The following is a 23384-nucleotide window of genomic DNA, read 5'->3' on the forward strand; positions in this document are numbered from 1 at the left end:
CTAAATCATGCCCCCTGCTTGGACTCTGTGGACACATAAGTGATCTCAGGTGCCGCTGTGTTTGCCTTCTTGGGTGCTCTTGTTGCATCTCTAAGCCTTATGAGCCTCTTGGTAGGTCCTGGTACGGATCCGTGAATGAGAACATAGGTGTTCCTTATTTCTCCGTAGTTGATGAAACCTCCCTTGGGGTTAATATCTGCCCCGTCGGCTCCCATCTTAACGATCTTCTTGTTACACTCTGTTCTCTGGTGGTATCCCATCTGTCCTGCCTGTGGAACTGTTCCTCTTACGTATCCGGGTCTCTTAGGACCGAGGTTACCGATTCCACGGCGGTGCTTGCTGTTCCTGTGGGACAGAAGTTTTACTCCCCAACGTTTCGTTACACCCTGGAATCCTTTTCCCTTGGTGATTGCGATAACATCGATAAGTGCTCCTTCGAGTGCAAAGTCTGTGATCTTAACCTCTTTTCCGAGGATTCCTTTAGCGTATGCGATCCTTTGTGGAATCGTTCCGCCACCAATCCTAAGCTCCATGATCTCGGGAACCTTCTTGGGGACTCCCGTTACGAGCTTTGGCTGGGTGTATGCGATCACACGCACATCTTCCACGTCAAGGCCAGAATACCTCTCAAAGGAAGCCTCGTTGTGATTCTTTGGAACATTGAGCTTCTTGGAAAGGAGTATATCGACATCCTGTGCCCATACTTCTCCTGCCGTTTTAAGGCCCAAAATTGTGTTCTCATAGAATCTCACTGCAGCTATCCTCATCGGGGGGACCTCGATAACCGTGACCGGTGTCTGGAGTTCCATACCGGATGTGGTGCTCTTTACCCTCTTATCCACGACGAACGCGTGTGTCATTCCTGCTTTATATCCTGCGAAACCCTGTATTTTAGGTGCTCCGCTGATCTCTGGCCACGAATCAAACCTAGGTGTCTGAGACTTTGCTCTCTTCCTGGGACCGTATGCTTGGGATCCTCTCTTTGGACGTCTTCTTTGTGACATATTTCACACATGCCTGCGAGGGTATCTTCGCTAACCTCGCTTTGTATTCGACGAACCGTCTTATGCTCCGACCGTGACGCCTTATTCATCTCGAAAAATTTCGATATGAGTGAACATGGGTTGCAATTGCATTGCCCGTTGCGTCTGGTCAGAGATTAGTCTGTCCAATCTAGGGCATGGTAAGGTCGTCTTGTATATAAAGGCTGCCCTTCTCTATTATAAATAAAGAGAGGGCTTGGAAAAAATCAGATTTCGCCTTTCTTTGCTTTCTGCTGGGCACGCTTCATACGTGCCTTTGCATCGAATCCTGTCGCCTTCTCCGCGAAGACGTTCAGTGTCCTTTTGCTATCGAGTATCGCTGCGTCGGTAAAAGTGGATTTCTTGTCGTTCTCGACCGTGATTTCCATACAGTCCTTGGACTTGATCTTCACATTTATGCGAGCCATGACCCCATAGGAAGATACCAGTGCATCGCCTTCCTGCTTTGCATTACCGAATATCTCTTCCATGAGACCTTTCAATTTCTCCCCATCTATGTTCTTGTACCAACCTTTCTTGATGTCGTAGTCCAATTAGCTCACTCCTTGATTGTCAAATCGCCGTCGAACCCACGTTCGAGGTCGGCTGCTGTGCCCAGTAATCTCTCGGCATCCATATAGTTTTTCCATTTCTCGACGCATGGACATGTAACATCCAAATCTCTGATATTCTGAGAAAATGAGAACTTCTCGATGGCATCTAGCACATTCCTGTCGCACTCTCCACAGTTGTGAACTCCCCTCTGAGACCCCCCTCCCGAAGGTGATGACATAAGACGAGCATTAACAGTGCCAGACAACGTTCTGAATACTTCTACTAGAGACCATATCCAAGGGGACCTGAACTCCCCTCTTCTCCACAATCTTTCAACGTATGTTCCACGCTGAACATTCAAAGGATTTATCGATATCTCATCAGAAAAAGGATCTGCAAACCTTGCAGACCTTACCACATCATCAATGGCCATTCTCTCGGTCATGAATGGAGGCTTCAATAGAAGGTACGTTCTAACAGTAAGGCCTGCATCCTTAATGGCCATTCCTGCTCTTCTGCTGTCCTCCTGTGTAAAACCCTTGTTTATTGAGATCCTCAACACATCTGGATCTGCACTTTCCATCCCCAAAGCAATGGTCATTGTTTTTGGCAAAACGGATAATGTTCCAGGAGTAATAAATTCCGGACGGCTTTCCACCAAGATGCGCTCACACCCGGAAAATTCATTTAAAATCCTATCTCTTACAGACCCAGGTATCTCTTTTTCATCAAGAAAACTACCAGATGTATAAATTTTTACAAACGGTTCTCCTTTGTATTTAGAAACGGCTTGATCTATCTGTTTGTTTAGATCCTCAACTGTCACTTCCCGGACAGATGCTTGCCTGTATCCGCACATCGTGCAACCGCCGGTCTTTGCCCAACAGCATCCGCTTGTACGCATGATCATTACCATCGCATCAACGACTTTTCCGTTAGAAAGATCCTTCTCTTTCCAAAGTGTCTCTAATTCTGACGGCAATCTTTTCTCCTTCATCTTGGTGACTCCGTCGTTCCACACGTATTTCTTGTAATTAATCCTTCGCGGTTCGCGCCCGCGCTCATAAGAAACATTAATAACTGATGGTTTAATGGAGAACCAAGGTAAGCCACATGGCTAAAGAAATCATTATAATCGGTTCGGGAGCCGCTGGAATGACCGCTGCTTCCTCTGCCAGGGCAACAGATGCTTCAGCAAAGATTACAGTTTTTACAGAAGATGAGGATATCGCATATTCTCCCTGCATAATTCCTTGGGTCCTTGAAGGAAAATCAACATGGAAAAACGTCATTATGCACACACCAGAATTCTACAAGAAAGAAAAGAACATTGAGGTCTTTACAAAAACAAAAGTAGAATCTGTAGATGGCGATAATAAAACCCTCGTAGCAGCTGGAAAGACATACAAATACGATTCGCTTGTCATAGCCACTGGCGGTAAGGTATTCATTCCCCCTATACCTGGAGTGGACCTTGAAGGGGTCTTCATGGTAAGGACCATACAGGATGGGAAAAAGATCGAGGCCGCACTTAAGAACTCGAAAAAAGTTGTTATCGGCGGTGCAGGTGTCATCGGACTTGAGATCGCCCTTTCGTTGGTCAATATTGGAAAAGAAGTTACCGTCATCGAAATGATGGACCAAGTAATACCTAGAATTGCCGATAAGGACATGGCTGACCCTATACAGGCCTACCTTGAAAGCAAAGGCGTTAAATTCATAATGAAAGCACCCATACAGGCCGTTAATGGAACCATTAAGGTCTCAAGCATTACTGCCGCAGACAAGACCTATCCTTGCGACATGATCATATTTGCGACAGGCGTGCGCGCAAACGTCGATATCGCTAAACAACTCGGATTTGATCTTGGACAGCTCGGTGCCGTTGTTGTTGCACCCACATTGCAGCCTTACAGAAAAGGACGCCTTGTTCCTGATATATATGTTGCAGGGGATGTAATCCAATGTGAGTCTGCAATAATGCCTGGCCCTACAATGAGCCAGTTGGGATCGTCCGCTGTCAAAGAAGGAAGGGTGGCAGGTATCAATGCTGCAGGAAATAAAGCCCTTTTCGGCCCGGTAGCAAGCCCATGGGTCAGTGTCATAGGCGATAAACAGATAGCTGGAACAGGACTTTCTCTCGGACTTGCATCATGGTACGGCATTAGTGTAGTTGCAGGAAAAGCAACGGGAACAACCCGTGCAAGATACTACCCTGACGGAAAGGAACTGATTGTAAAGCTCCTTGCTGACAAGACCTCGCACAGGATCATAGGAGCGCAGATAATAGCAGGTGAAGAAGCCACCGGTCGTATCGACTGGCTCACATCTGTTGCGATCGAGGGCGTAACCGCAGAAGATTTCCTTGTCCGTGCTGAAAATGCATACTGCCCACCAACATCGATGGTTCAAGATGTTGTTCTGAAAGCCGCAGAGGACCTTTGCCACAAATTTAACCAGTGAGATACAATGGATTTCAAGGAATATAAAAAACTCTATGACGGTCTCGTCATTACCGATGACATAGATAGGTTCATTGCCGAAGGCTATGACTCCAGACTTCTGGAGACGTTATATACCCAGAAGGTCAGTAGAAACGTTAAGAAACGTTTCCACATGGTAAAAAACAATTCCAAGAACATGTTAAGGGACTGGAAAAAAGGACACAGTTTCCTGGAGATAGCGAACACCTACAAATTCCCTCCAATACTCATAATGATGATGATATTCCAAGAAGATGGCGTATCAAAGAAAAAGTTTTGGGAGATCATCAGAGACCCAGATATTCTGGAATGCCCGGAAGCCGCAGAAGAAGTACGTGAGGCTGTGAAGAACGATCTTGTGTATTCTCCGGATGCTAACGAGAAACAAAAGGAAAGAGGTCAATGGGGGGAGTGTTTACTTCAAGGGTGGCTAAACGACCAAGGTATAGAATATCTAACAGAAAATGACATACGCGATGTTGAAGGAAGCACAAAAACACCCGACTGCCTCCTCAAAGAACCGATGATGTATGAGGGCCATAAGATCTTCTGGGTCGAAAGCAAGGCTTCGTTCGGAGATAATGTAGAATTCAGGTTCAATTCCAGAAAACAACTTCTCCCATACACGCAGCTATTCGGGCCGGGAGTGGTCGTCTATTGGACTGGATGTCTCAACGATATGGAATGCCCATCCGACATTTATATCGAAGATATGGAAATACTAAAGAAGAAGTTGAAAAGGATCGAATGTGAGTGATACTCACTGTTCGATCCTTTCTTCCCTTAACTCTCCCATAAAGGCGGTCCTCTCTGCATATGCATTGTGCTTATGAATGGATTCCTCTGACTCACTCTTCACAAATACCTCTACATTGTCTGGAAGCTGTGGGTATTCGGATACCATATTTTTCAAGGTCATCCTTACAACATCTTCAACGAACCTTGGATTGCTGTGAGCATTGATAACAACCTGTCCCTCGTCATCTCTCTTCAACAGCTCATATGTTGGAGATGAGAATGATTTATGAACTAGATTTATCAGATCGTCGGCCTCTACATTCACTTCCCTGTCCATTGTCAACAAAAGTGTACATATATTTCTCTGGTTGTGAGACATCACAGGATGCTCCGTACTGCAATTCAACATTTCGGTAACAGTCTGTTGAGCACAAGGACACGCAGTCATACCTATTACTTCTACACCGATCGTCTTTCTTACATATTTTTCACGTGTTTCATGCGCCTTCGCAATGAGTTTGTAAATCTCGTAAGTCTCTTTTCCGAACGGGGTCTTGCTTTCACAAAAATACTCTGCAACGATATCAACATAGGCGTTCTGTGCATACTCATGATGAACAAGAAGCTTATCGCACATGTCTGCCGCCATATTCTCAAGCCCAGTAACAGGCTTATCAATGCTATTTATGGCAACCTCTTTCAAAACCTCCACGTTTCTTGAAAGATGCGAACCTTTCTGCTCTGCGGGAAGGTCCACAAAAACATCAATAGAACAATTTAGTGCCCCATTTAACTTATTGTTTTTTCCTTCCCTTTTTACAAGTACTGGTTTCCTTACACCAGTAACTCCGACCTTAGTGAGTTTGAAACCGGTATCGCCTTTACCGTATTGAATATCGCATTTCAGAGCCATGTTGTATCCAGAACCGCTTTATCAACTTAAAATATATAAATCTACCATTAAATTGGTCACAATAAAATTATATCGCCCGTAGTGTTGACAAATCTTATGTTCTGTGGTGTGGACGAAGCAGGCAGGGGATCTGTAATGGGGCCTCTCGTCGTCGGTTCGGTTTATGTTGATAATGACAGTGCTTTGAAAAACATAGGTGTTAAAGATTCAAAAAAACTAACCGAAAAAACAAGAGAGAGGATGTATGATGAGATATTGACCTCGAGTAAATTATGTTGTACTGTTATCGCATCCGCTGAGGACATTGATGAAAGAAGAAAAAAACTTTCACTGAATGTTATAGAGCTGGAAATGTTTCAAGAGGCCACCTCAAAGATCAAAGTTGATACTGTATATGCTGATTGCCCAGACCCCAGTGAGATGATGTTCTCCAGTTCACTGTCAGTAAGATTAAACAATACGGATGTTATAGGGAGACATAAAGCCGACGACACATACCCTGTTGTATCTGCAGCATCCATAATAGCCAAAGTGACCAGGGACCGAATGATTGCCGATATCGAAAAAGAATTCGGAGTGAGAATCGGTAGCGGATACCCCAGTGATGATCTGACCATGAACTTCATAAAAGGATGGATCAAAGACAACGGTTGTCCACCGAAACACACACGTTGCTCGTGGGAACCTGTTAAACATCTTATGTCCGCCTCCCGTAACACTAAATTAACAGACTGGTGATCAAATGACAATGCACGACCAAATTCAGACCCTTATCGATAAATTTCACAAAAAAATGGAAAAAAACGAAGACGCCCGAAAAGAGATCGAGCCGATCACAAAAACCTTCAACATAGATCTTGGTGAAGAAAAATACTCCATGATTTTAAAGAATGCACAGATTACAGACTTTGAAGATCACATTCTCCCGAATGCTGATGTAACATTGATCACAACTCCTGATAATCTACAAGCCCTCATTGATGGTACGCTCAGACCGATGAAAGCATACGTCACAAAAAAGGTCACAATAAAAGGAAAAGTGCAAGATCTAATGTTTTTGAAGAAATTCTTTTAAACCATCTTTATTGTGCAAAGTATTTATACCGAGTGTTGCTAGCCTGTGATATAGCGAGGTAGGGTAGCCAGGATATCCCGTCGGGCTCATAACCCGGAGACCGATCGTTCAAATCGATCCCTCGCTACCATTTCCTTTTGAATATTACATTTGATCTTAAATCTGATTTTTTTTAAAAAAAATAATTTGTAAATAGTTTATGGATCGTTATTACTATACTCACTCGGACCTTATCCTTATGAACTTCTCGATCGGCAGGACGATTATCCTTCCATCTCCAGGCTTTCCAGTCTCTGCAGCCTTTATGATCGCATCTATTACTGGTTGCTCGAGAGAATCATCCTCAATGATCACTTCAACCTTGGTCTTATCGAGTTCATCAACGACGAACTCTCCTACCCTGCTTGTGAACTTAAGTCCTGCTTGTGATCCGCGTCCGAGAACATGTGTTATCGTTATACCGTTAACACCTATTCCCTTTAGCGCATCCTTTACCGGCTGACACATTTCTGGACGAATGATTGCTACTATCATCTTCATATCATTCACCTCACATCAGATAGGCCGGCTCCCCGTGCTCTGTAAGATCTTGTCCAACCATTTCTTCCTCTTCCGTCACACGGACTCTCATGAACTTCGAGATCAACCATATGATAGCATAAGACATTGCGAAACAGAACACTATCGTAACTGCTACTGCGATCAACTGTCCAACAATGAGATCTGTTCCTCCATAGAAGAGACCTGCATACTTATCAGTAACAATAGCGGGATTTGCAAAGAGACCTGTTGCGATCGCTCCCCAGATACCACCTACACCGTGAACTGCGAAAACATCGAGTGCATCATCGATCTTGGTCTTATTCCTGAAGAAGCTGACCGCGAAGTAACAAAGACCTCCTGCCACGAGACCGATGACCAGAGAAGCCCAGATATCCACATATCCTGCTGCAGGAGTGATTGCAACCAATCCGGCTATCGCTCCAGCGATCAATCCTAGGACACCGACACGTCCAACCTGAATATACTGTATGACGGCCCATGCCATCATGGCACATGCAGCTGCGATCTGTGAAACAACTACCGCGTGAACCGCTGTACCATTGGCTGCAAGTGCAGAACCTCCATTGAATCCGAACCATCCGAACCAAAGGAACACACATCCCAAGAATGCAAATGGAATGTTGTGAGCACGTGCAGAACGTGTTCTCATACTTCTGCTTCCTACAAATGCCACAATTGCAAGACCTGTTACTCCTGCACATATATGAACGACGGTTCCTCCTGCGAAATCAAGAACAGTTAGATATTGGGCAAAAAGACCGCCTCCCCATACCCAGTGAGCCATAGGCGCATAGACCAAAATGGACCAAAGAGCAAGGAACCACACCATTGTTGTGTATCTTACACGCTCTGCACAAGCTCCGAGGACGATTGCTGCAGTAACGATGGCGAACATCATCTGATAAAATGCGAACTCCAGTGTGTTAGAAGTGATCCCATTTTCAGCAGATTCAGAAAGATTATTCATTAGCATATACTGAAGATTTCCGATGATCGTCCCATCTCCACTGAACGCAAGGGAATAACCTATGATGACCCATGTAAGGGTCATAACACCGATTGCTATCAGAGTTTGTGTGATCATGGATGACATGCTCTGCTTTCTGAGCATACCTCCATAGAACAATGCTATTCCCGGAGCCATGATGAACACCAGTGCGGAACTCACCAAGATCCAGGAGATGCTACCAGAATCTTCTGTACCTTCAACTGTCGCGGCGGTTGCGCCGGGAATCGATAACATCAGGACCGCGATTGCAGATACAACAATCGCCAATGCGGCCATTATCTTGATACTTGTCTTCATGTAATTTCCTCAATTGTACCATTATAAACGGGTTGATTAGACATTTGTCTAATAATATATGAATATTACCTCTCATATGATTACAGTACACAGTATAAATGTACAAATATTAGCATATATACCCAAAAGATTGCCTAAAAAATTAAGAAAATATTAAGCTCTTAAGCTCAACCTTCATAGGCTTTGACGTCAAATAACCCCAATAACATCTCTGTCTTGAACAAAGAAATTATGCCCTCAACCTTTTCCTCGATACCGTCCATAGGAACATCAAAAAGCACACAGAATGTCTTTAAGCAATTTGTTATTCCCTCTGTACAATCTTGAGGGCCCTCGGAATAATATTGAAATACATATCTGCCAAGGACAGCACCGTTGATCATGAGCTTATTTTTCATCTCCTCGGTAGCAACATCCTTATCGAATTCCTTTATGTAATTCAATTCCCACTCAACGGTCTTATCCACCATCGCGTTGAAAACTGGCCAAGTATGGTGCGCAACTGTGAGAAGCTCGGCATATCTGCGATTTACACTTGAAGCATAAATTTCAACACACATCGGGAAAGATATCGCCACTAGAGGGTCCACATCATCTTTTAAAAATGATTTGACCTCTTTTATCACAACATCATAACCATCTAGAATTATGTCCTGCAGGATATCCTCTTTACCATCGAAGGTATTGTAAAGGCTGCCAGCACCAAATCCGGTCTCTTCAGAGATCATACGCATTGTAGTGCTATCATAACCTTTTTCCATAAAAAGTATGAATGCTGCTCTATCTACCTGCTTTCTAAGCTGATAGGAAGGACAGTTCTTAGCCCTGGCCCTAACTGTCTTTTTGTGTTCATTGGAAGGCTTCGCAGCTTTCTGCCTCATAAAAGAACGATTGCTCTTATATGATTTAAATATATAGAATACGGAACACTATGATACATCTGTCCGCGGGACGGACACGATGCCGTCCCGCGATGAATAGTTTTTCAAAGAAGAGTCTTTGCTTCTTCCGGAGAGATCTCCAACGCTTTCAACATATATTCGAGTGCCTTCTTTGCATACGGTGCTCTTGCTTTTGGATCCTCCATGATCTCACCATATGTTGCCATCACATTGTTGAAATATTCAATGGCAAATTCTGAATACAAAGAAGATTCCATGGATTCGTCGATCTGGGCCGCTTCTTTGTACGCTTTCTCTGCTTCGTCATACTTATTTATTGAAATGCAGAATAGACCATAAGATTGGTAATAATCTACCCTATCCCCATCTAATTCAATTGCTTTTTTGTATGCTTCCATTATCTCTTCAGGTGAGACTTTGGCACCAAACATACCCGATGCATAGTTTCCGCACTCGGCTTTGTAATACCAACACTCTGCGTTATTTGGATACTCTTCTACGAGTTTCTTGAACGCTGTGTATGCTTTTTTGAAATCTCCCTCGTCCATTGCCTTCATTCCTGCGGCAAGCTTCTTCTCAGGATTATCGGCTGCTGCCATTGTCATCATTTCTGTGATGTTTCCTCATATTTTAATTCCTTCTACGTGACTTTATATACAATCTTAATCAGACATTGACAATCCTTATCTAACTACAACACAATCATTGACGCATGATAGCGGATATCTGGTCAAAATTAAGTTCCGAACCCGATTTCAATGAGTTCAAAATTAAGGTGATCGCAGCGCCTAGCCCCGATATTCATACCATTTCCACCTGCAGAAAACTCTGCAGACAGAATAGATGCGGTTCTTTCAATAGAAATTGGGGATGCCCTCCCGGAGCCGGGACAGATGAGGACTGTCTCTGGTTGATCCACGAGTACCACAAAGCTGTTGTCATATCCCGCAAATTCGACGATGCAAACATGAAAGATCTTGATTTCATCGACAAAAGTGCGCACAGACATCAGGACATGATACGAAAAATGTCCACTGCCATGAAAAAAGCAGGATACAAAGATGTACTCCCATTATCGGATGGCGGATGCAAATATTGCGGCGAATGCTCATATCCTGATGAGCCTTGCAGGTTTCCTGATCAAATGATACCCTCTGTAAGCGGGTTCGGAATAATAATGGAAGAATATCTTGGATCACAAGGAATTGATTTCAAATTCGAAGATGACGCATTCACACTTTACGGGCTCATATTGTTCTAATCTCCGTTGTGGACACATTTATAACCAAGTCCTCCAATGCGTTCAGTAGGTCTGATCATGGATAGAGAGATCATCGAAAGAGTAGCGCGCGCAGCACATATAGCACTCACCGAAGAAGAACTCGCCAAGTACAGCCAGGACCTAACAGACATTCTGGATTATTTCAAAGTACTTGACGAAGCGCCCGATTTTAAAGGCTCCGGGGTGAATCCGGTAGAGATCGCTGACATCCTCAGAGAAGATGAACCTAGAATGGACATTGCCCCTGATGACCTCCTAAGAGACATGAACACCTATGACAATTACGTTAGGGGGCCCAGATTATCATGAACATGCAATCAGTACTATCATCGTTGGAAAAGACCAACCTAAGATACTCAATGTTCAACGATTTCCTGAAAAACGGAGAACAAGGAAACTCTAAATTCCTATTCTCCGCGAAGGATAACCTAACATCTAAGGATTTTGAAACTTGCAGTGGATCCAGGATCCTTGAAGGATATCATCCGGTTTTCGATGCCACGGCTATAGCTAAGATGCGTGAAGCCGGAGGCAAACTGATCGGTAAAACCAACATGGATGAATTTGGATTTGGAACGTTCTCAACAAATTCTGGATTTGGAATACCTCGAAACCCATTCGACCTCGAAAGATCATGCGGAGGTTCATCGGGTGGATCGGCATGTGCCGCAGCTGTCCTTGAAGACCATGTGTCCCTCGGAGTCTCGACGGGAGGATCGATCTGCTGTCCAGCAAGTTTCTGCGGCGTATATGGTATCGCACCCACTTACGGACGCGTATCCAGATACGGACTTATCGATTATGGTAACTCACTAGATAAGGTCGGATTGCTTTCCGCAAAAGCCTCTGACCTTTCAAAATATCTTCCAATAATATCCGGAATTGATGAAAAGGACCCGACATCATGCGTACAACCCAAACTAGACCTAAAAAAAGAAAAGATCCGCAACATCGCCATACCCAAGGAAGCGATCGATGGTCTCAGCAAAGATGTCATGACCGCATTCCAATCATCCATCGATACGCTTAAGGGAATGGACATTGATGTGAAATTCATTGAGATGCCAGCTTTGAAATATGCAATGCCTGCGTATTATGTCCTTGCCACCTCAGAAGCATCAACCAACCTTGCCAGATACGTGGGCATGAGATACGGACATCAAGACGGGGACCTCTCGCTGAAATTCGACGATTATTTTACATATTTCCGTTCCAAATATTTCGGAGACGAAGCAAAAAGAAGAATCCTCCTCGGAACATATACCAGAATGGCAGGATTCAGGGACAGATATTACGCAAAGGCCCTTAATGTAAGAATGTACGTTATCAACCAATACAAACAGATATTCAATGAATATGATGCTGTTTTAACACCGACCATGCCTTTTGTGTCTCCGAAATTCGAAGATATATCAAAGATGACACCGGTAGAAGCATACAAAGCAGATTACCTGACCGTTCCCGCGAACCTTGCTGGAACGCCTCATCTGTCTGTGCCTTGCGGATATGACGGCAACGGAATGCCGATAGGGATGCAATTCGTGACAGACCATTGGAAGGAAGACCTGCTTCTGACAATGGCTAACGAATGGGACCACACATTCGATATGAAAAGAGCAGAGGTGTCACTATGAAGATAGGATTGGAGATACATGTACAACTTCCGACCAGATCCAAGATGTTCTGTTCCTGCCCTACCACAGATGCTGATGCACCGAACACACATGTATGCCCAACATGTCTTGGTATGCCAGGTTCTAAACCTGTTCTTAACAAAAAAGTACTGGAATACGGAATAAAACTAGCTAAGATGTTAGGATGTACCATTGCAGACACAACATGGTTCTCGAGAAAGACATACTTCTATCCAGACATGAGCAAGAGCGTCCAAATAACACAATATGACAACCCCATCGGATATGGTGGGATGTATTATCTGAACGGTAGAACCCCAATAAGAATAACAAGGATCCATCTGGAAGAGGACCCTGGCAAGACAAAAAGGGTTGGTGAGTTGTCATCCCTCATAGATTATAACAGATCGGGAATACCGCTGGCTGAAATTGTCACAGAGCCTGATCTGAAAACGCCCGCGGAAGCGAGGGAATTCCTTGGACAATTGATCCAAGATATAAGGCATATTATCGATCTTCCGGGAGATGGTGAAAGAAGCATTCGCTGTGACTGCAACATCTCCATGGGCATCGAAAGATGCGAAGTTAAGAACGTTACTGGATTGAAAAATGTGGAACGCGCACTCACATTCGAGATGGTCAGACAGACAAAGATCCTAAAGGCCGGTGGAAAGATCGACCGCGAAACCAGACGTTTTGACGAGGAACGTGGCGTTACAATTTCTGTCAGAAAGAAAGAGTTCGAGGCTGATTACGGATATATAGACGAACCCGACCTCGGAATATATCACGTAAAGGAATTGGCCAACTCTATAAAAATAAAGGAAAGTCCCCTCAACCGGTCCGTAAGACTGTCTAAAGAATATGGACTGGATGAAAAAACTGCAAAACAGCTTATCGCCACATCGATGGAATTGACTGATCTTTTCGAAGAAGTCGCCAAAGCAACAGATGTGCAAACGGCCAAGACATGGATAGCGGGCGTTGTAAGTGCAAACTGGAAAGCATTCGAATGCCGCTGTTCCGAACATTTAGAACAAGATTCGACCAGGAACGGAATACTGGAAATAATATGCAAATACAAAGCTGGGGAAATAACAGATACGGAATGTTCACTGGAAATAAAGGCGTACATGACAGGCAAAGACCCGGAATCAGTACAGACTGAATCTTCCGACCTTGATTCAATAATCGGAGAATTCCTTATTGCGAACCCAGAAATAATAGAGGACTATCGTAAAAACGACAAGGCCATCAACAAAGTCATCGGATATGTAATGAAACGGGCTGGCGGCACGTATTCATCAACGGATGTTGTTTGTGCCGCTAAAAAATTGCTTCAGGAAAAAATTTGACCTTAAAAATATTTAGAATGAGATTACCGGGCCGTTGATAACGACCCGGCATTTATCTCATTGATCCTCGTCAGGCTCCCCTTCGAATTTACCTATGTCCAGGTCTTCTGATGCCAAAGATATTATCTGAAGCTCTTCCAACTTGCTATCATCGATCTTCTCAGGAGAACCGTCGAACAAAGACACTGCTCTCTTGTTCTTTGGGAAAGCAATGACATCACGAATGGACTCTCTGCCTAGAAGTATCGCTGTAAATCTATCGACACCCATGGCGATACCGCCATGAGGAGGAGCGCCATACCCGAGTGCTTCTATGAACCATCCAAAGTCCCTTTCGATCTTCTCGTCCGACATGCCAGTCTTCTTTAGTACAGCTCTCTGAAGTTCGGGATTGTGTATCCTTAATGATCCGGAACCAAGCTCGTTGCCGTTAAGGCATATGTCGAAGCATGCTCCGCCAACATAATCGTCATCCAGATCATTCTCTGGAAGAACGAACGGATGATGGAACGCGTCATATTTCCCGGAGACGGGGTCCACCTCGAACATAGGACAATCCACCATCCAGAAGAATTGGAATACATTTTCCGGAACAAGTCTGAGATCTTCCGCGATCTTCCGTCTGAGAACTCCTCCGCCCTCGTATGTGGCCTTCCAAGGTCCTGCAACTAAGAATATGAGGTCGCCTTCTTTGACGTTCATTGCGTACTTAATGTGCTCTAAAATCTCAGGAGTGAAGTACTTGGTGATATTACTGGTAAGAACACCGTTCTCGCATCTCATCCATGTGAGACCTCCGAGTTTGGCCTTGTTCTTCGCGAAATGAATGTAACGGTCGACCTCGTTCCTTCCGACCTTTGAACTATCCTTGCCCAGATTTATACCAGCAACGATCCCGCCGCTCTTGAGTATCCTCTGGAATATCTCATAGGGAACATCCCTTACAATATCCGTAAGCTTAACGAATTCGAGACCATACCTCATATCTGGCTTATCCGATCCGAATCTCTCCATCGCATCCTTATAGGCTATCCTGGGGAATGGCGTCTTAAGAACCTCATTGTAAAGTCCTTTCCAGATGTATGATATCAAACCCTCGATCATATTCTGTATGTCTTTCATATCAACAAAGGACATTTCCATATCGATCTGGGTAAATTCAGGCTGACGGTCCTTACGCGAATCCTCATCACGGAAGCATCTTGCCACTTGATAATAACGATCCATGCTTCCAACCATGAGCATCTGCTTGAACAGCTGTGGCGACTGAGGAAGAGCATAGAACTTCCCAGGATGGATCCTGGAAGGAACGACGTAATCCCTGGCACCTTCTGGAGTTGATCTTCCCAGAATAGGCGTCTCAATTTCCAGGAATCCGTTTTGCTCCAGATACTGTCTCATTAAATGAACGAATTTGCTTCTGAACTCTATGGCCTGGATCATTTCTGTCCTTCTTAGGTCCAGATACCTGTATTTCATTCTGGTGTCTTCATTTGGAAGAACACCTTCCTTTTGATCCCCGATCTCGAAAGGCGGGGATGCCGATCTGTTAAGAAGTTCAGCCTTTATGATCAGGACCTCTACCTCTCCTGTGGGGTTCCTAGCATCGTTTGTTCCCTCTACTCTTTTTCTGACCGTACCGTTTATCGATACCACCGACTCACGAGTGAAAGTCTTCATAACCTCAGATATCGAATTGACATCCGCCCCATTAGGAAGGTCCTCAGGATCGAAAACAATCTGAGTTATTCCATATCTGTCGGCGAGATCGATGAAAGCCACTCCACCATGATCTCTCGAGAATCTTACCCATCCTTGCAGACAGACCTCTTTACCGGCGTCTGAGAGTCTGAGTTCCCCACACGTGTTTGTTCTTCTCATTGCGGTACCTCAAAGGTATATACTACTCACGCGAAGAACAGCGCAATATAAAACCGTTGTTCTATTATCTGCGCTTATCAGACGTCCATTATGTCAGGCACGTAATCATTGGGGTCCTTTACGATACTTAACACGACTGAAGTATTGGTCTTAAGAACTCCTTTGAGAGAATTTATAGCTTTGACCGTAGAGGAAAACTCCTCACGATCCCGACATGATATCGTTACTATGCAATCCGCATCCCCTGTAACATCGTATATTGCCATGACCTGAGAGATCTCCTTTAGCTCCCTCTGGACCTCAACTACGTCCTCTGAATAAATGTGAACGATTCCCATGTACTCATAACCTAGATTCATATAGTCAACTTTTGCACGGTATCCTTTAATTACCCCTTTGCTCTCTAGATTCTTCACTCTCTGTATGAGTGTGGTCGGGTGTACACCTAATTGCTTTGCTATCTGCCTGTATGAACCTTGACTGGACATGCTCAAAAACCTTATGATGCGTCTGTCCAATTCATCGAATTCCTCGACCTTTACCATGCCTTTTTCGCCTAATTAGACAAATGTCTAATCGCATATTTATTACATGGGATTGCATTGACTTCCATAGATAATATGACAGAAGAGATCTTCAAACGCGACGGATATGTGTTCGAATTCGAAAGCAAGGTCATCTCAAAAAAAGGCGATCTTATTGAATTGGAAAGCACGGCCTTCTACCCTGGCGGGGGAGGTCAGATATGCGATACTGGAACAATACGTGGTGAAAAGGTCACAGAGGTCATATACGAAAACAACAGGATTCTTCACAGAGTGAAAAACAACAATCTCAATCCTGGTGATACGGTATGGTGTAGCGTAGATTGGGAAAGACGCTATGACCTAATGCAAGGACACACAGGGGAACACCTATTATTCTGTTCTTTGAAAAGACAAGACCCAGAACTTGAGATCACAAAGATATACATCTCATCTGAAAGCAAATACGTCATTGTAAATCATGACATAAGCTGGGATAAAATAAAAGAAGCAGTAAAGTTCGCCAATCAGGCCATACGCGATAACCTACCCGTCACAAAGACCCTGATGAACAGAGATGACCCAGATATATCAACTGTAAGAGTAAAGTTGGAACGTATCGAAGAGGAAGAGATATCTGTTGTCGCCATAGGTAACATTGATCTATCCGCTTGTAGTGGCATCCATGTCATGGAAACATCTGAATTGGAATTCCTTTTCGTAGATCGCAAAGTATCCGCAGGAAAGGACGGTGTCGCAATACACTTTAAGATTGGAAATGCAGCAAAGGATGCTGCCATTGAATTAGCGAACATATGCCTACAAGCCACTGAAGAAGCAGAAAGCAAACCAGAACTTTTAGTCCGTACGATATCAAATATCAAACAAGAGATAGAAACAGGCAGGGAGATGCTGAAAAATGCATCAAAACAACAACTGGCACACCTTAAACCCGAATCTTTGAATGGCGTTGATATTTACAGCGGAAAATTTTCTGCAGACAAGAAAATACTTACAGATGCAGCTGAAAATTACAAATCAAAAGGAAACATAGCGGCATTTGTTTCGGTCTCTGATTCTGTATCGATCATTCTAGCCTCGGGTAATCAAAATATAGATTGCAAAAAAATACTCTCTGAAATACTAACTGAATTCGGAGGTCGCGGTGGAGGGAAATCCGATTTCGCACAGGGTGGAATTGAGGATATTTCAAAAGCAGATGCCATACTTGAAAAAATGATAAAAACAATAAAATCCTCCCTATAAAACTTAATTAAGAGAACGACATTAGGTGATGTAACATGGTAGGAATGAAAGGCGTCAACCAACGCCAAATGCAGCAGGCAATGAAAAAAATGGGTATCAAACAATCCACCCTGAACGACGTGCAGGAAGTAATAATACGAACCAGGAATGACGAGATTGTCATAACCAATGCCGAAGTAGTGTGTGTGGACATGCAAGGTAGCAAAAGCTATCAGATATCGGGAACTGAAGAGACAAGACCACTTGGTTCCTACTGTACGACAAACAAATCATTCCCATCTGAGGACATAGATCTCATAATGTCCCAAACTGGCTGTAACAGAGAAAAAGCCGTTGCTGCCCTTGAAACGTGCGACGGACAACCGGCTGAAGCGATAATCAAAATAATGACGGAGTGATAACATGTGCTTGGCAATTCCAGGGAAAATAATCAAAATTGAGGGAGACCTTGCCGATATTGATTTCGGTGGCGTAATAAGACAAGCAAATGTCGCCATGGTGGAAGCGAAAGTAGGTCAATGGGCCGTCATTCATGCAGGTTTCGCCATTGAAATAATGGACGAGGAAGAAGCCCAAGACACAATAAAACTCTGGAATGAGGTTTTAGATAGCGATAAAATAACTTTTTGCTAAACTACTTAGATCAATAAATTTTACTTCATTACCGAAACCCTAATATACTGTCTGTGTATCGCTTGTTTTGGTCTGACGGCCATAGCAGCGGGGAAACACCCGGTCCCATTCCGAACCCGGAAGTAAAGTCCGCTCGCGTACCTTCCTGTACTGTATTGCGCAAGCATACGGGAACTTGGGCACGCTGTCAACCACTTTTATCTCTCTTCTTTATGCATAGCCCATTAATTGAAAAATGAGTTATTTTTAGACAAATGTCCACCACATCGAAATAAATTAAGATGTTTATCGTCTCACGTTTTCAACGTAATCATTCGTAAAAACTAACCATGATCCATATTGATAAAAATGGATCATTCTCATGATCTTCACATACAACCGAAATACTAATATACTATCTATGTATCGCTTGTTTTGGTCTGACGGCCATAGCAGCGGGGAAACACCCGGTCCCATTCCGAACCCGGAAGTAAAGTCCGCTCGCGTACCTTCCTGTACTGTATTGCGCAAGCATACGGGAACTTGGGCACGCTGTCAACCACTTTTCTCTTTCTTCTAAAATAAATTCTACATTTTATCAAACTTGAATCGGTATCATTAATACAATCCTTGTCTTATGGACGTACAATGATACTAATAAAACTGGGCGGTAGCATAATCACCGACAAGACCCAGTATAGGACCTTCAATAAGGATACCGTATCTAGACTGTGCAACGAAATAGCCGATTCCGATAAAGGAACCATAATTGTTCACGGTGCCGGATCATTCGGACATGTTCTTGCAAAACAATACGCCCTCCAAGACGGATTCATGAACTATGGTCAGGTTGCGGCAGTGGCAAAGGTCCAACATGATGTGAGAGAACTGAACTCGATGGTCATTGCAGAACTTCTAAAAGTAGGAATTCCTGCTGTTTCGATCCCACCTGGATCATGTTTCGTCATGGACGATGGAAAACTTGTTACAACTGATACTGAAGCCTTGAGATCTTTAGCGGCCATGGGCATAATGCCTGTAATGTTCGGAGATGTCGTCATGGATAGAAAAAAAGGATTCGGCATATGTTCTGGAGACCAACTTATGGAGATCCTCTGCGACCTTTTCAAACCAGAAAAAGTAATTTTTGTCTCAGATGTGGACGGACTTTATGACAAGGACCCAAAAAAACATCCAGATGCAAAGTTGATTGAATATGTCAGTGCAGATAAACTAAAGACGATTGACAGCAGTATAAGCGTTGATGATGTGACAGGCGGTGTCGGTGCGAAAATGGAAGCAATGCTAAGAATTAGCACTGATAAAAGGGAATGCGTTCTAGTGAACGGTTCGGTTCCCGGAAGATTGTATTCACTTTTGAAAGGAGATAAGGTCATCTCCACTACAGCTAGAGGCGGAATGAAATGATACCCCCCATAAAAGAAAGAAAAGCAGACCATATTGAGATCTGCCTCAACGAGAGGATCGCACCAGGATACTGTTACTGGGACGATGTAAAACTCTTACATAATGCACTTCCAGAATTGGATGCTGACAACATAGACATGACAGCGGATGTCATGGGATACGAACTCGAATTCCCACTTATAGTCACAGCAATAACTGGCGGATTCTCAGGAGCAAAAAAGATAAATGAGAATATCGCAAAAGCATGCTCTGAATTAGGGATAGGTATGGGCGTGGGAAGCGAACGCGCAGGCGTAAAAGGAATAGACCCAGAAAGTTATTCGGTCATAAAAGATTATGACCTTCCCCTTGTAATAGGAAATGTAGGGGCACCCCAACTCGTCCAACAAAAAAGTAAGGACAGATTCTACAAAGAAGATGTGGCCAAAGCAAAGGACCTTGTGGATGCGGACCTCATCGCCATTCATCTGAATTTCCTTCAAGAAACAATACAACCTGAAGGTGACACCAACTCTGTAGGATGTTATGATGCAATCCGCGATCTGGCAAAGGAATATCCCATCATCGTAAAAGAAACAGGCGCCGGAATATCTGCCGATGTGTCCATGAGACTCAAAGGCACAGGTATACAAGGCATTGACATTGCAGGAATGGGAGGTACAAGTTTCTCTGCCGTCGAACTATACCGTTCCATTAAAGCAGGGAACGAAGTAAGATCCAATATGGGGGAGACGTTCTTCGATTGGGGAATACCTTCGCCAGTATCTCTTTTGGAAGCTAGGAACGGCCTTCCCCTGATAGCCTCCGGAGGCATTCTGGATGGTATCCATGTTGCTGCATCTATAGCAATGGGCGCATCTTGCGCCGGCGTAGCACACTGTGTGCTCAGAGAAGCAACGGAATCTTCAGAAGCAGTAAAACAAAAACTAATGCTCATTAAAGAGGAACTGAGGGCAGCAATGATGCTCACAGGCTCCGCAAATATCAAACAACTTTCAAAGACCAGATACGTCATTCTAGGCGAATCGAAAGAATGGTTGGAAGGATTACAATGGACGCAAAAGAATATCTGAACAAAACATCCCTTGAAGTGGATGCAGCAATCAAATCATATATACCTGACGAAGAGCCCATGAAGCTCATTGAAGCATCCAGAAGGTATCCTTACGCAGGTGGAAAAAGGATGCGCCCTGCAATTGTTCTGGCAGCATGTTCTGCTGTAGGCGGCGATAGGAAGAAGGCCATACCTCTTGCTGTGGCCATCGAATACATACACAATTTCACATTGATCCATGACGATTACATGGATGGTGATGAGAAGAGAAGAGGGATGACGACGATCCACGTGGATTACGGTATGCCCACTGCCATACTCGCAGGAGATGCCCTCTTCGCAAAAGCATTCCAAATAATGGCAGAACTAGACATTGATGGTGAAAGGCTAAGAGATGCCCTGAGATATGTCACCAAAGCCGTTTGGGATCTGGCACGTGGACAAGAGATGGATACGGCCAATGAGGGAAAACTTGTCTCTGAGGAAATTTACATTGAGACAATCAGACTGAAGACCAGCGTGCTCTTTGCTGCAGCAGCTGCGGGAGGTGCGATCGTCGGAGGTGCCGATAAAAAGACTGTCAAAGCCATCGATGATTATGCTATGGCCCTGGGACTTGGCTTCCAAATATTCGATGATTATCTCGGAATATGTGGGGATGCATCCAAGACAGGAAAATCCGTCGGAAACGATATACGCAAGGGAAAGTGCACAATACTTATAACGCACGCCATGGCAAATATAACGGATCCAAAGATCAAAAATGAATTCAAAGGCATCCTTGGAAATATGAATGCTGATGAAAAACAGATCACGAGAGCCAGACAGATACTTCAAGATACTGGCAGCATAGATTACGCAAAAGCTAAAGCGAAAGAGAAGGTCGACGAAGCGATATCCAAGATCAAATTCCTTGCACCCAGCGAAGACAAGGACTTCATGATCGCTCTTGCACAATACGCAATAAACAGAGACGTCTGAATTTAAACGTCGCTTATTCCGGTCGCAGTTATGCGATAATTCGCGGTCCTCCCTTCGGGGAGGCTGCGATGCTTTATCACAACAGCAGTCCTGACACCGTTATTCCTTTTATCCAGCCTTATTATCGTCTTGGCATTATGCTGCATCGCGTGTCCGCCAAGGAATTCTATTGTACCAGTCTGCAGATTTGAATACACCTGAGAAGATATCAGGACCGGCACCTCGTATCTCCTTGCGATTCCGAGAAGCACCTCGGTCTGCCTTATGAGATCATTCCTTATCTTTGGGTCATCATGATTCAAACGATAAAATGTGGTCATTGAATCAATTATGACCATGCCGAGAACATCCTTCTCTGCCAATCTTGATATCTTATCTATACGATCGGATTGTTCCTCGAAACTGTGAACTTGGAATACCAGAAGATTCTTCACAGCATCATCTTCGCCGAATATCTGACGTATACGATCGTAAGATATGCCTTCCGCATCAATGAAGGCGACCTTTTTACCACTTTTAACTACATTGAAAGCCAATTGCAGACATATGTTCGTTTTTCCACAACCTCCTTCGCCGTAAATAAGGGTCACACTGCTGTCCTCTATCCCTCCTCCCAATAGATCATCGAGAGCCTGACAGCCGATCGGTACACGCTTCACGCCACATCATAGATGAAGAGATTGATAAAATGACCGAATGGAAAATAAAAAGGAAATGGTTTATTTAAGACTCAATAGAGGTTTTGAAGGTCTTCATCCTTTGACTTGGGCTTATCTTCAGGTTTATCTTCAGACTTGTCCTCAGGATCGAGCTTCTCTTTTACAGACTTGACATCCTTGATGTCGTACTTCATATCCGTCTGATGGGTCTCACCCTTCTTGATGTAATACGGGACTGCCAATAGGCCCATGGCGAGTACTATGATCACTCCGATCACAATGAGGACTATCACTGCGATTATGATTATGCCCACTATGTCCTCCAGTATGCTGGGATTCAAAGCTACATATGCTACGATGGCGATCACGATCAATACGAGTATCAGTATACCGATACCAGACCAAGTTGTACTTTTTCTTTCTTCTGTCATATTAACCTCAGCTGTGATTTGACGGCAAGTAGGGTATTAGAGCTCCAGCAAGATCGGCAAGGGTCATTGACTGTATTATGATCTTTCCCGGTCCAGTCAGTGTGGTGACGAACAATCCTTCTCCTGCGAAAAGAGCTGTCTTTATTCCTCCAGCAGCAGATATGTCGTACTGTACTGTATCTTGCCAAGCGACTGCGTTGGATGTGGATACCTTGTATTTCTCTCCGGCTTTTAGATCGACGATATTGAAATCTCCGCATGCAGCAACGAAAGCGGTACCTGTACCGCTAAGTCTCTGCAAAATGAATCCCTCTCCTCCGAACAACGCAGATCCGAGTTTCTTCTGGAATGCTAGATCCATGTCGACGGTCGTCTGAGCACCAAGGAAACCGCTCTTCTGAACGACCCATGATCCCTTTCCAATATCCAGATCTACTATCTTTCCAGGAGCCCATCCTCCAAGGCCGACAATTCCCGTCCCACCATGAGAGTTATATCTTACAAGGAACAAAGATGATCCTGTAATGGACCTCTTGATACCTTTGAATAACCCACCATCAAGTTTGGCCTCCATTGTCATGTTACCAGTCATGTACCTCATAGCACCGGCAACGGATTGGAACTCCTCGCCTTCATCTATCTGTACATTTACAAACTGCAAATTATCTCCGGTAATTGTGTACCTCATGCCGGAACATCCACCTTCAGGGTATTAAATA

The 23384-nt window shown here is 44.0% G+C and carries 27 protein-coding genes, 1 tRNA gene and 2 rRNA genes; 17 read left to right on the top strand and 13 right to left on the bottom strand.

The annotated features are described in order from the left end of the window. Nucleotides 1–5: 5 nt before the first annotated feature. The 3 genes from KRP56_06945 to KRP56_06955 all read right to left on the bottom strand — a co-directional run bounded on the left by KRP56_06945 (nt 6) and on the right by KRP56_06955 (nt 2574). Entirely contained in the window at nt 6–1004 is a 999-nt protein-coding gene (locus KRP56_06945) for a 50S ribosomal protein L3 (protein ID UAL07543.1), read from the bottom strand. 245 nt (nt 1005–1249) lie between these two features. Next, on the bottom strand, nt 1250–1576 hold the full coding sequence (locus tag KRP56_06950) for a DUF5611 family protein (GenBank protein ID UAL07544.1): 327 nt from the start codon (nt 1574–1576) through the stop codon (nt 1250–1252). A 5-nt stretch (nt 1577–1581) separates the two neighbouring features. Next, a complete protein-coding gene (locus tag KRP56_06955) occupies nt 1582–2574 on the bottom strand; it encodes an archaeosine biosynthesis radical SAM protein RaSEA (GenBank protein UAL07545.1) in 993 nt (330 codons plus the stop codon). A 116-nt stretch (nt 2575–2690) separates the two neighbouring features. Here KRP56_06955 and KRP56_06960 point away from each other — a divergent pair, with 116 nt between their 5' ends. Next, entirely contained in the window at nt 2691–4040 is a 1350-nt protein-coding gene (locus tag KRP56_06960; GenBank protein UAL07546.1) for an FAD-dependent oxidoreductase, read from the top strand. 6 nt (nt 4041–4046) lie between these two features. Beyond that, nucleotides 4047–4817, top strand: coding sequence for a C15orf41 family protein (locus tag KRP56_06965; GenBank protein ID UAL07547.1), 771 nt, complete (start codon nt 4047–4049; stop codon nt 4815–4817). A gap of 3 nt (nt 4818–4820) precedes the next feature. Here KRP56_06965 and mptA read toward each other — a convergent pair whose 3' ends face one another. Then, the gene (mptA, locus tag KRP56_06970) at nt 4821–5711 is read right to left on the bottom strand and encodes a GTP cyclohydrolase MptA (GenBank protein UAL07548.1); all 891 of its coding nucleotides are present in this window, start codon (nt 5709–5711) and stop codon (nt 4821–4823) included. A gap of 96 nt (nt 5712–5807) precedes the next feature. On the opposite strand from mptA, the gene rnhB reads away from it, so the two are divergent. The 3 genes from rnhB (at nt 5808) to KRP56_06985 (ending at nt 6916) form a co-directional block, all read left to right on the top strand. Further along, a complete protein-coding gene (gene rnhB, locus KRP56_06975) occupies nt 5808–6449 on the top strand; it encodes a ribonuclease HII (protein ID UAL07549.1) in 642 nt (213 codons plus the stop codon). A gap of 4 nt (nt 6450–6453) precedes the next feature. Next, nucleotides 6454–6786, top strand: a complete 333-nt coding sequence (locus tag KRP56_06980) for an SCP2 sterol-binding domain-containing protein (GenBank protein ID UAL07550.1) — start codon at nt 6454–6456, stop codon at nt 6784–6786. A gap of 52 nt (nt 6787–6838) precedes the next feature. Then, nucleotides 6839–6916: transfer RNA gene (locus KRP56_06985), tRNA-Met, on the top strand. 89 nt (nt 6917–7005) lie between these two features. Here KRP56_06985 and KRP56_06990 read toward each other — a convergent pair. The 4 genes from KRP56_06990 to KRP56_07005 form a co-directional block, all read right to left on the bottom strand. Further along, nucleotides 7006–7326, bottom strand: a complete 321-nt coding sequence (locus KRP56_06990; GenBank protein UAL07551.1) for a P-II family nitrogen regulator — start codon at nt 7324–7326, stop codon at nt 7006–7008. A gap of 10 nt (nt 7327–7336) precedes the next feature. Further along, entirely contained in the window at nt 7337–8593 is a 1257-nt protein-coding gene (locus tag KRP56_06995; GenBank protein UAL08501.1) for an ammonium transporter, read from the bottom strand. 230 nt (nt 8594–8823) lie between these two features. Next, nucleotides 8824–9537: a TetR/AcrR family transcriptional regulator gene (locus KRP56_07000; protein ID UAL07552.1), complete on the bottom strand. Its 714-nt coding sequence runs from the start codon at nt 9535–9537 to the stop codon at nt 8824–8826. Nucleotides 9538–9641: 104 nt separating this feature from the next. Further along, nucleotides 9642–10166 (bottom strand): hypothetical protein, encoded by a 525-nt coding sequence (locus tag KRP56_07005; protein UAL07553.1) that lies wholly within the window; start codon nt 10164–10166, stop codon nt 9642–9644. 104 nt (nt 10167–10270) lie between these two features. On the opposite strand from KRP56_07005, the gene KRP56_07010 reads away from it, so the two are divergent. Genes KRP56_07010 through gatB form a run of 4 tightly spaced genes read left to right on the top strand, consistent with a single transcriptional unit; the run spans nt 10271 to nt 13829 of the window. Further along, entirely contained in the window at nt 10271–10819 is a 549-nt protein-coding gene (locus KRP56_07010) for a DUF2284 domain-containing protein (GenBank protein UAL07554.1), read from the top strand. A gap of 36 nt (nt 10820–10855) precedes the next feature. Next, nucleotides 10856–11149, top strand: a complete 294-nt coding sequence (locus tag KRP56_07015) for an Asp-tRNA(Asn)/Glu-tRNA(Gln) amidotransferase GatCAB subunit C (GenBank protein UAL07555.1) — start codon at nt 10856–10858, stop codon at nt 11147–11149. After that, on the top strand, nt 11146–12474 hold the full coding sequence (locus KRP56_07020; protein UAL07556.1) for an Asp-tRNA(Asn)/Glu-tRNA(Gln) amidotransferase subunit GatA: 1329 nt from the start codon (nt 11146–11148) through the stop codon (nt 12472–12474). The genes KRP56_07015 and KRP56_07020 overlap by 4 nt, the downstream gene beginning before the upstream one ends. Then, nucleotides 12471–13829: an Asp-tRNA(Asn)/Glu-tRNA(Gln) amidotransferase subunit GatB gene (gatB, locus tag KRP56_07025; GenBank protein ID UAL07557.1), complete on the top strand. Its 1359-nt coding sequence runs from the start codon at nt 12471–12473 to the stop codon at nt 13827–13829. Before KRP56_07020 ends, gatB begins: the two co-directional genes overlap by 4 nt. Before the next feature lie 57 nt (nt 13830–13886). Here the strand turns inward: gatB and aspS are convergent, their stop codons facing one another. Both aspS and KRP56_07035 read right to left on the bottom strand, forming a co-directional pair. After that, nucleotides 13887–15710, bottom strand: a complete 1824-nt coding sequence (gene aspS, locus KRP56_07030; GenBank protein UAL07558.1) for an aspartate--tRNA ligase — start codon at nt 15708–15710, stop codon at nt 13887–13889. Between the two features lie 77 nt (nt 15711–15787). Then, nucleotides 15788–16255: an Lrp/AsnC family transcriptional regulator gene (locus KRP56_07035; protein UAL07559.1), complete on the bottom strand. Its 468-nt coding sequence runs from the start codon at nt 16253–16255 to the stop codon at nt 15788–15790. A gap of 75 nt (nt 16256–16330) precedes the next feature. Here KRP56_07035 and KRP56_07040 point away from each other — a divergent pair, with 75 nt between their 5' ends. The 8 genes from KRP56_07040 (at nt 16331) to KRP56_07075 (ending at nt 21575) form a co-directional block, all read left to right on the top strand. Continuing rightward, the gene (locus KRP56_07040) at nt 16331–17500 is read left to right on the top strand and encodes an alanyl-tRNA editing protein (protein ID UAL07560.1); all 1170 of its coding nucleotides are present in this window, start codon (nt 16331–16333) and stop codon (nt 17498–17500) included. A gap of 35 nt (nt 17501–17535) precedes the next feature. Then, nucleotides 17536–17898: a nascent polypeptide-associated complex protein gene (locus KRP56_07045; GenBank protein UAL07561.1), complete on the top strand. Its 363-nt coding sequence runs from the start codon at nt 17536–17538 to the stop codon at nt 17896–17898. Between the two features lie 4 nt (nt 17899–17902). Beyond that, complete coding sequence (locus KRP56_07050) at nt 17903–18133, top strand: HypC/HybG/HupF family hydrogenase formation chaperone (protein UAL07562.1); 231 nt, start codon at nt 17903–17905, stop codon at nt 18131–18133. Nucleotides 18134–18204: 71 nt separating this feature from the next. Next, nucleotides 18205–18326, top strand: a 5S ribosomal RNA gene (gene rrf / locus KRP56_07055). Between the two features lie 225 nt (nt 18327–18551). Beyond that, nucleotides 18552–18673: ribosomal RNA gene (rrf, locus tag KRP56_07060) — 5S ribosomal RNA — on the top strand. A gap of 87 nt (nt 18674–18760) precedes the next feature. After that, entirely contained in the window at nt 18761–19540 is a 780-nt protein-coding gene (locus KRP56_07065) for an isopentenyl phosphate kinase family protein (GenBank protein ID UAL07563.1), read from the top strand. Beyond that, a complete protein-coding gene (gene fni, locus KRP56_07070; GenBank protein UAL08502.1) occupies nt 19540–20613 on the top strand; it encodes a type 2 isopentenyl-diphosphate Delta-isomerase in 1074 nt (357 codons plus the stop codon). The genes KRP56_07065 and fni overlap by 1 nt, the downstream gene beginning before the upstream one ends. Continuing rightward, nucleotides 20592–21575 (top strand): polyprenyl synthetase family protein, encoded by a 984-nt coding sequence (locus tag KRP56_07075; GenBank protein UAL07564.1) that lies wholly within the window; start codon nt 20592–20594, stop codon nt 21573–21575. Before fni ends, KRP56_07075 begins: the two co-directional genes overlap by 22 nt. Nucleotides 21576–21577: 2 nt before the next feature. Here KRP56_07075 and radB read toward each other — a convergent pair whose 3' ends face one another. The 3 genes from radB to KRP56_07090 form a co-directional block, all read right to left on the bottom strand. After that, nucleotides 21578–22234, bottom strand: a complete 657-nt coding sequence (radB, locus tag KRP56_07080; protein UAL07565.1) for a DNA repair and recombination protein RadB — start codon at nt 22232–22234, stop codon at nt 21578–21580. 71 nt (nt 22235–22305) lie between these two features. After that, on the bottom strand, nt 22306–22665 hold the full coding sequence (locus tag KRP56_07085; protein ID UAL07566.1) for a hypothetical protein: 360 nt from the start codon (nt 22663–22665) through the stop codon (nt 22306–22308). A 7-nt stretch (nt 22666–22672) separates the two neighbouring features. Then, entirely contained in the window at nt 22673–23353 is a 681-nt protein-coding gene (locus tag KRP56_07090; protein UAL07567.1) for a TIGR00266 family protein, read from the bottom strand. Nucleotides 23354–23384 lie beyond the last annotated feature (31 nt).

This window comes from Candidatus Methanogranum gryphiswaldense (assembly GCA_019262145.1).
In the GTDB taxonomy this organism is placed as follows: Archaea; Thermoplasmatota; Thermoplasmata; order Methanomassiliicoccales; family Methanomethylophilaceae; genus Methanogranum; species Methanogranum gryphiswaldense.

Coding starts and splice junctions, on each gene's coding strand:
- KRP56_06945 (UAL07543.1), bottom strand. CDS start 1,004: ATGTCACAAAGAAGACGTCCAAAGAGAGGATCCCAAGCATACGGTCCC.
- KRP56_06955 (UAL07545.1), bottom strand. CDS start 2,574: ATGAAGGAGAAAAGATTGCCGTCAGAATTAGAGACACTTTGGAAAGAG.
- KRP56_06960 (UAL07546.1), top strand. CDS start 2,691: ATGGCTAAAGAAATCATTATAATCGGTTCGGGAGCCGCTGGAATGACC.
- KRP56_06965 (UAL07547.1), top strand. CDS start 4,047: ATGGATTTCAAGGAATATAAAAAACTCTATGACGGTCTCGTCATTACC.
- mptA (UAL07548.1), bottom strand. CDS start 5,711: ATGGCTCTGAAATGCGATATTCAATACGGTAAAGGCGATACCGGTTTC.
- rnhB (UAL07549.1), top strand. CDS start 5,808: ATGTTCTGTGGTGTGGACGAAGCAGGCAGGGGATCTGTAATGGGGCCT.
- KRP56_06980 (UAL07550.1), top strand. CDS start 6,454: ATGACAATGCACGACCAAATTCAGACCCTTATCGATAAATTTCACAAA.
- KRP56_06990 (UAL07551.1), bottom strand. CDS start 7,326: ATGAAGATGATAGTAGCAATCATTCGTCCAGAAATGTGTCAGCCGGTA.
- KRP56_06995 (UAL08501.1), bottom strand. CDS start 8,593: ATGTTATCGATTCCCGGCGCAACCGCCGCGACAGTTGAAGGTACAGAA.
- KRP56_07000 (UAL07552.1), bottom strand. CDS start 9,537: ATGAGGCAGAAAGCTGCGAAGCCTTCCAATGAACACAAAAAGACAGTT.
- KRP56_07005 (UAL07553.1), bottom strand. CDS start 10,166: ATGATGACAATGGCAGCAGCCGATAATCCTGAGAAGAAGCTTGCCGCA.
- KRP56_07010 (UAL07554.1), top strand. CDS start 10,271: ATGATAGCGGATATCTGGTCAAAATTAAGTTCCGAACCCGATTTCAAT.
- KRP56_07015 (UAL07555.1), top strand. CDS start 10,856: ATGCGTTCAGTAGGTCTGATCATGGATAGAGAGATCATCGAAAGAGTA.
- KRP56_07020 (UAL07556.1), top strand. CDS start 11,146: ATGAACATGCAATCAGTACTATCATCGTTGGAAAAGACCAACCTAAGA.
- gatB (UAL07557.1), top strand. CDS start 12,471: ATGAAGATAGGATTGGAGATACATGTACAACTTCCGACCAGATCCAAG.
- aspS (UAL07558.1), bottom strand. CDS start 15,710: ATGAGAAGAACAAACACGTGTGGGGAACTCAGACTCTCAGACGCCGGT.
- KRP56_07035 (UAL07559.1), bottom strand. CDS start 16,255: ATGGTAAAGGTCGAGGAATTCGATGAATTGGACAGACGCATCATAAGG.
- KRP56_07040 (UAL07560.1), top strand. CDS start 16,331: ATGACAGAAGAGATCTTCAAACGCGACGGATATGTGTTCGAATTCGAA.
- KRP56_07045 (UAL07561.1), top strand. CDS start 17,536: ATGGTAGGAATGAAAGGCGTCAACCAACGCCAAATGCAGCAGGCAATG.
- KRP56_07050 (UAL07562.1), top strand. CDS start 17,903: ATGTGCTTGGCAATTCCAGGGAAAATAATCAAAATTGAGGGAGACCTT.
- KRP56_07065 (UAL07563.1), top strand. CDS start 18,761: ATGATACTAATAAAACTGGGCGGTAGCATAATCACCGACAAGACCCAG.
- KRP56_07075 (UAL07564.1), top strand. CDS start 20,592: ATGGACGCAAAAGAATATCTGAACAAAACATCCCTTGAAGTGGATGCA.
- KRP56_07085 (UAL07566.1), bottom strand. CDS start 22,665: ATGACAGAAGAAAGAAAAAGTACAACTTGGTCTGGTATCGGTATACTG.
- KRP56_07090 (UAL07567.1), bottom strand. CDS start 23,353: ATGAGGTACACAATTACCGGAGATAATTTGCAGTTTGTAAATGTACAG.